Annotated in this window: 5 protein-coding genes; all 5 read right to left on the reverse strand. The window is 47.2% G+C overall.

Annotated features, from left to right (window positions below; genetic code table 11):
• Positions 1-4,155: helicase-related protein (locus ACEW8P_RS19860; RefSeq protein WP_373514816.1), on the reverse strand; the 4,155-nt coding region annotated here is incomplete at its 3' end.
• 20 nt (positions 4,156-4,175) lie between these two features.
• On the reverse strand, positions 4,176-4,637 hold the full coding sequence (locus ACEW8P_RS19865) for a hypothetical protein (protein WP_373514817.1): 462 nt from the start codon (positions 4,635-4,637) through the stop codon (positions 4,176-4,178).
• A 154-nt stretch (positions 4,638-4,791) separates the two neighbouring features.
• Positions 4,792-5,013: a hypothetical protein gene (locus ACEW8P_RS19870; RefSeq protein WP_373514818.1), complete on the reverse strand. Its 222-nt coding sequence runs from the start codon at positions 5,011-5,013 to the stop codon at positions 4,792-4,794.
• 64 nt (positions 5,014-5,077) lie between these two features.
• Entirely contained in the window at positions 5,078-5,905 is an 828-nt protein-coding gene (locus ACEW8P_RS19875) for a DUF932 domain-containing protein (protein WP_373514819.1), read from the reverse strand.
• A 267-nt stretch (positions 5,906-6,172) separates the two neighbouring features.
• The coding region (locus ACEW8P_RS19880) for a toprim domain-containing protein (RefSeq protein WP_373514820.1) at positions 6,173-7,084 on the reverse strand (912 nt) is incomplete at its 5' end.

The raw sequence follows: 7,084 nt of genomic DNA on the forward strand, positions 1-7,084 counted from the left end.
GAACATAAAATTATCCAGCGTCCGCTCCACCGCGTACACATAGTTCTGCACTTGGTTACCAAAATGGTTTTTAGCGACCATATTGCCCGCCCGTACGCCCCGGCCGACGCGCTGCTCGAAATCCGAAGGCTTCCAAGGAACATCCAGATGGTGCATGGCCACGATATGCTTCTGCGCATTGACTCCGGTTCCGAGCTTCTCGGTCGATCCCATTAACACGCGGATCCGGCCTTCGTTGGTGTCCCGAATGATTTGCTGACGCTGCTTGTCATTCTTTGCATCGTGAATAAACCGGATTTCCTTAGCAGGCAGCTCGTATTCCTGAATCAGCTTTGCTTTTAAGGCGTCGTACACGTTGAAAAGGGAAGTTCCCAAGGGAGTACCCAAGTCGCAGAATACGATCTGGGTGCCTTTGAATGGCATCGATTCATTATAATGTCGGCTAATCACCGCTGCCGCCTGGCTTATTTTATTATTCGGGTGGTCGCCTGATGTAGGGTCAATTAGCCGCATGTCCAGTGCCGACTTTTTAGAATAGTTTGTAGCAATCAACATTTTGGCCCGCTCTTCCGACTCCGAAAGCCGCCCTCTGCCTAGCAAAGTACCATCGCCGCTGGCAGCGAACTTGATGAGGTTTTCGGTGAACGCGGCCTGCTGCTCGGTCGGTTTGATGTTCATCAATTGGTGAACGGCGGCAGGGCGATCGACACCAACCATCTCTGCCGTGCGGAAATCGGTGATTTGACTATAGCAGGCGGCCAGTTCAGGTACTTTAATAAAGTGCCGGAAACGGGACTTCTCAATTAACTGGTTCGTAACGGAATACTCGTAATCAGTGGTCTTCTTGGCATAGACCGACAGCCAGGAATCAAAGTTTTCCATTTTCTGTCGCTCTAATTCTTTTGGCCGCAGGTATTTGAAAAGCAAGTACAATTCCGTCAGAGAGTTAGAAATAGGTGTCCCAGAGTAAAATGCAACACCGGAATCCCCTCTCCTCTTTTCCTGAATGGTTCTGACGGCAAAAAGCATATTGAGCGCTCGCTGCGAACCCACCTGATTACCTAGGCCAGCCACCCTATCGTGCCGGGTGGTAAAAAGAAGGTTCTTGAATTTATGGCTCTCATCCACCTGGAGGAAATCAATACCCATCTTCTCAAAATCCAGGGTATCGTCTTTTTTCTCGTCAATCTGATGGAGTACTGAATTCAGGTTGTTCGAGAGAGAAATCTTTCTTCTTTCAAGACCTTTCAGCAGTGCGGTACCTACCCGGTAATCGTTTCTTTTGAGTTCGTTCAGGTCTTTTTCAAGATTAGCGACTTCATTACCAATCAGCCGTTTTTGGACATCCAGACTTTGGGGAATTTTGGCGAACTGGTCGTGCGTCAAAATAATACAGTCCCAGGCCGTATTGGCCATAGCGTCAAAAAGTCTGCCCCTCCGCTGTTTGGAAAAGTCTTTCTCGGATGGTGCGAGGATACGAGCGTCGGGATAAGCCGCTTTGAAAGTGTCGGCAATGGCGCCAACGTTCGCCTTCATACCCACAATCATCGGCTTGGCCACCAGACCCAGGCGTTTCATTTCGTAGGCGGTGACAATCATCGTCAGCGTCTTTCCGGTTCCGACTTCGTGGTCCACAATGCCCCCTGCGTTCTGCATCAGCATCCAGGCGGTATCTTTTTGAGAACCGTATAATTCCTTGATGCCTAAGTTTTGCAGACGCAAGCCCGGAAATTTAAGGTGAGAGCCGTCGTACTTCTGCTTTACTTCCGAGTTGTACAGCCGATTGTAGGTTTCCTCGACCACTTTTTTCTCAGAATGTGGCAGCTGTCCCATCCAGTCAACGAACCCGTTCCGAATAGAATCAATCTTTTGGGAAGCCAGCCTGATCTTCTCTGAATCCCGGACAGTGATTTCCTTACCTTGGCCGTCATTAATCTTTTTGGTGATATTGGGTACGTTGTCTAACAGGGCGTAGTGGAGCAAATCCAAACCTGTGTAGCTTCTACTGCTGGACTGTACGGCATACTCTTCCGTCAGCTTGGGGTTGTAACGATAGTCGAATCCCTTAATTCCGAAGTCGTCGATGGCCGAAGAATAGCTAACCGCGACTTCGGTTGAAAAGAATTGTGAAGCAAAGCGTGAGTACAAATCCGTATCGAGCCACCTTTCCCCTAAGTTAAAATCAATCAATTCAAATGGAACGGGTTCGGGCTTAACGCTTTCCAGGTAGCGAAGGGTTTTATCAATTTCCGAAGGTCCTACTTGCGCTTTCGAACCTAAGGCGGTTATTTGCTCAATTTTCTGCTGAATATTTCCCGATCCCAAAACATCTTTGATCTGGTAATCGCCACTGACCGGGTTGAAATAAATCTGTTCGGCTAAATCCGTCAACAGGCCATCGGTTCGCTCTCCGGAAATTTCGGCCATGTATTCCAAATTGGCTCCCCCGAACCGATTCAGAGAAGCTGCCAGGGCTTCTTGGGGAGTAAAGGAAGATACTTGAGCATTCGCGATGTGAACCGGGCGATGGAAAATATCCGTTTTTTCGTAGGATTTGGACACCTCACTGTATGTCTCCAGCGAGAGAAGTTGACGGCCCGACGGATCGAGCAGGATGGTGTCAATATTCGCTCGGTCTTTCAACGAGCCAAAGCTTGTTTTGAAAGAATCGTAGCTCTTATTGAGCTGTTCGCGATACTGCGGGCTTTCGGTTTGATTATCCCGCTCCTGGTGAACCAGTTTGAAGTAATTGTCTCGGATGTCGATAAGGGTTTCCCAACGCTCTCGTTGCGAAAATGACAGCCGCATGGGTTCTACAATCGCATTCCCTGCTTCTTCTTGTTGAAGTTTCCCTATCGTTCCGGCCTGATTTACGATGCTGCCCTCGGAGAGGTGTTCAAATTGCTCGCCGGTGAATTTAATTGAAATCGGCTGGATGGGGAGTGCCGCAACGGGCAACGAAAATAGATCGAGTTGCCCCGCCGGCGCTGACTTTCGTCTGGAGTTAGTAATAGATTTTGCCTGATAAAGTCGGTAGTCAAACTCTTTGAGTAAGTCTTGTTGAAACACCTCCGACAGTTCTCTCCCTATTTGTTCGGTCTGCCCGGAGTAGATATAAATGAGCGCGGGTTTACCATATTGGTTGGTGGCAATGTCTCTGCTCGTATGAATTATTCTGTTTGGAGCGCTCTCAAAATATAAATTGGATTTGACAGCCTCTGCTTCGGGAAAAGGGCTGTAGGTTTGTAGGAATAACTCTTCTTGTTCAGAAAGTATACCGACAGGCTTTGCTCGCTTTTGGACGATGATGAAATCAGACCCTGCTTCTGTACCTACCTCCTTGAAGAGGTTGTTGGGCAACCTTACCGCCGAAATCAATAGAGCTTTTTGCAGGAGATTTTCGCGGAACATGCGATTACCCTCCGTATTGGCAAAACTATCGGTGGTAATCATTGCGACTAACCCGCCGGGTCGAGCCAGATCGACACTTTTTAGGAAAAAGTAGTTGTGAATCTGCCCGGTGGCCTGTTTTTCGACCGACCCTTTCCTGGCAAAGGCCGGATCAAATACTGAGATATTACCGAACGGAATGTTGCTGGCCACCAGATCGAAGCGATTGTCTTTTTGCGCACCGACGTTCTCAAAACCTTCATTTCTGACCGAATTCCCTAATTTTGCCGAGAGCAATAGCCCAGTCAGCAAGTCCTTTTCGAACATGAGGACATCGCTCGGACGATGGTCATTTTTAATCACATCGATGAACCTACCGCTTCCCGCCGACGGATCAAGTACGGAATTCAAAGGAATACCGTTCGCTTTCAAGGAAGAAGAAAATGCTTCGATGATAGGGGTAGGCGTGTAAAATCCGGTAAGAACGCTGTTCTTGGCTGACTCGATGTATTTAGCGGAATCATTCGGCATGTACAATTCCACCAAATCGTGCAATTCCTGAACCATAGGACGCATCCGCCTATTGGACTCGCTCCAAAGTGACTCTTGCTTTGGATCCTTCAAAATCTCACTTAACCCGCCAAATCCGGCGTAGCGAGATAAAACCATGTTTTCCTGGGCATTGGCATTTCTAAAACCGAGGTGAAGTTCAAACGCCAGGCGCAGCGCGATCAGATTTGACCGCATTTGTTCCAACTTGTTCATGGGTGGGTTGGGGTGGGATTTTAATTTTTGTTGAGAGAGAGTAGCGTTTTCCTGACTCCGCTGAGAAGTTCCTTATTGGCTCTCACCACATCTTCAGGCGTGGTCGCCATTTGGAGGGCAAAAACGGTGGCCGTGTTTTCGACAAGAATGTGCATTACTATGTCTTGCTCATCCAATTCTTCGATTCCGGTCGCGTACGTAAGGAAGGTCTGGTTTTCCAGTATGAAGTCTCTAAGGATGTCATAAGGCGAGGTAATGCTTTCCAGGGTTTCAGTTAGGGCGCGTTCCATCGCCTCGTAGGTTGCCATCCCCGCCCGATCGAAGGCTTGAAAAAGGGTGATGGAATCTTGGGTCAACTCTGCCAGATGAGTTTCAAAATCCTGGCTTTGAATCAAATCCAGATGATGATCGGTCAGATATTTTTTAATCCCGTTTTCAAAATATCCCTCCTGATGCCCACTTGCGTCTGATGGTTCAATCATACCTGAAATATTAAATATTAATTACCATATTTCAAATTTATAATTTTGATTTATATAAATTGGTTCACCTGTTTTGGGATTTTGGAATCCCTACACAGCAAAAAAGGCCGATAGCTTGTAGCTATCGGCCTTTTTTGCTCTTGCCTATTTGTTTTCAACAATAGTCGAAAATAGTCACGTAGTGTTTATACCAAGGATCAACGGCAAAATTCATGGTGGCGCATTGGTGGCTTCCTTGAAAAAATTGCAACAGTCTGGAACAGGCTTCCTCACTTCCAAAAACAAATAAGTCTTTGTCCCTGACCATGTAGGCGCTTACGTTTTCCTTAGCAAGCTGGCTCATTTTCTGCGAGCAGGTTTCGTTCTGAATATTCATGTTGTGGAATTTAAAAAGGGTTTCCAGTCCGGTAGAATACCCGGACTGGAAACAGATGGGAAAACTAGGCTATCAAGTCAGTGAAAACGGGAAGGTCGCAGGATTTCAAAAGCTGGTGTCCGTTAGCGATGCTGAGACAATGGTTATAGCCGTCCAAATTGAGCCGCTCCGCGCGGTTAAACATGGACATTCCATTGTCAGCCGTTACGCCCATTTCGTGCGTCGTGTAGTTCGTCAAGCCATTAAACAGGCCAAAAATGGTGTAGCCTGTGTCGGCCATTTCTGTTCTGAAGCAAGCCTCGATGGTGGAAACGATGTTTTGCTTGCGGGTGCTGATTTCGGCCTGGCCTAGCCGCTCCTCCCTGCTTAGGTTTGCCAACCTAGCTACCAGGCTATGGTGAATTTCTTTCGACACTTCCACTTTTGAAAAGTCGTTCAAGGTTTTGTAAAAGGTGCGGAGGCTTTTCCGGTAGTTGTAAAATTCCTCCTGAATCCTTTCGACGCCAATCTCCAGCCCGCGCGAATGCTTCACTTTGAGGGCGCGGTACTGCCGGGCAAAACGATTGCCGCAGCGAATCATCATGTTTGAGTTTCCGACGAAAAACGTGGTCTGTCCGTCGTGACCGTTGCCAATCAGCAGATAATCTTTGAATTCAAAGCCTCCGACCTCAAAAGGCTCCGTGCATTTGAGGAACCCAAGCATTTTCTTACCGCCTTCCAACTCATAGATGGCTTCGATTGGAAAATTGGTAACCTCGGCGAACCGCTCCACGCTGCGGATGAACGAAGCATTGGGCATCGGGTTGTACCCTTTCTTGCACACGTTCAGCAAGGCTCCGGTGTCGCTCCGAAGCAGGGCCTTGTACCCTGCCAGTTCCGTAGCTTTCTCCAAGAACGACGCGGAAATTTTGGACTGGACTACTTCCCAATCTGAGAGGGAAATGGTGATTGATGGATTTTGATTTACCATGATAATAATTAATTAAGAGGTTTGTAAATGGCAGTCTGTCAACTGCTTAACTACCTAAAGGTACCAATTTATCTTGATTGCTACAACTTAGATAAGCACAATTTCAAGAGAAAACCTTTCTTCCCATTTGGTACAAAAAAGGGCTTTCCTTTGGAGGAAAGCCCTTGTTAACGTGCTGGTTTTATCTGACTACATTTTCGGCCCCTTTCGCTTTGGCGGATCCTCTTCCTTAGAATCTTTATGGGTTAGCCGATTCTTTTCTACTACGGATATGAGCGGCTTTGTCATGGTAGGTTTTAGAAAAGATAGTAGTGACAAATCTCCTAGGTAAAGATTACTTGAGCTGGCTAAACTTTTTCCATTCCGACTTTTCAGGACGTCGTTGAAATCATTCTGGGCAGCCGTCGGCTTAACCACTGCCGTAAGTTTCTTTCCATCTCTCCTTTCTATTTCAACCCCTAATTGATACAGAGCAGATTCCAGCATACACTGCTTGTTGGGAAATTTTACTTCTGTGACCGTCCGCATGACATTCGTTTCGGCTTCGACCAGATTCTCCCGGCGCATTTCGGTTGCCTTCTTACCTACCCGTTCAAACATATTCATTTTGTCCAAAATCCGGTCGATTACGCCCGCGTTTTCTGATAAAACTTCCCGGAATCCAACCTCTTTACTCAACGGGTATTTTATTTCGATTGTCATCACGTTATGTCCTACCTCTTTTGCAGTCAAATTATTCTCCCCCGCTCCGGTTGCCGGTGTGGGGTTGTTATAAACCACATGCGGGAGTATCGCGAAGCGATTGTCCCGCTGTGGGTGTTCGGTGGCTAGCAAATTAATTGCAAAACGGTTTCCTGCGTTGTCACCATCCATCCCAATCACAAATTGGGCTTGTGGATTGGCCTTAATTATTTTGCCAACCTGCTCCATTTGCTGGTGGGACGGATTGCCCGCCGACGAAATGTACTGTCGATACTCGCCCTTAACGGGTGGGGAAAGTATATGGTACGATATGGAATCGATCGGAGATTCCGAGATCATGATCCGATTAGTTATTATTTTAAAGTCTGACTTTTCGATTTCAACCGATAAATTTCCTTC

The organism is Persicitalea sp. (assembly GCF_041751555.1).
In the GTDB taxonomy this organism is placed as follows: domain Bacteria; phylum Bacteroidota; class Bacteroidia; order Cytophagales; family Spirosomataceae; genus Persicitalea.

Excerpts from the sequence above, each read along its gene's own strand:
- ACEW8P_RS19865 (WP_373514817.1), bottom strand. The coding sequence starts at position 4,637 with ATGATTGAACCATCAGACGCAAGTGGGCATCAGGAGGGATATTTTGAA.
- ACEW8P_RS19870 (WP_373514818.1), bottom strand. The coding sequence starts at position 5,013 with ATGAATATTCAGAACGAAACCTGCTCGCAGAAAATGAGCCAGCTTGCT.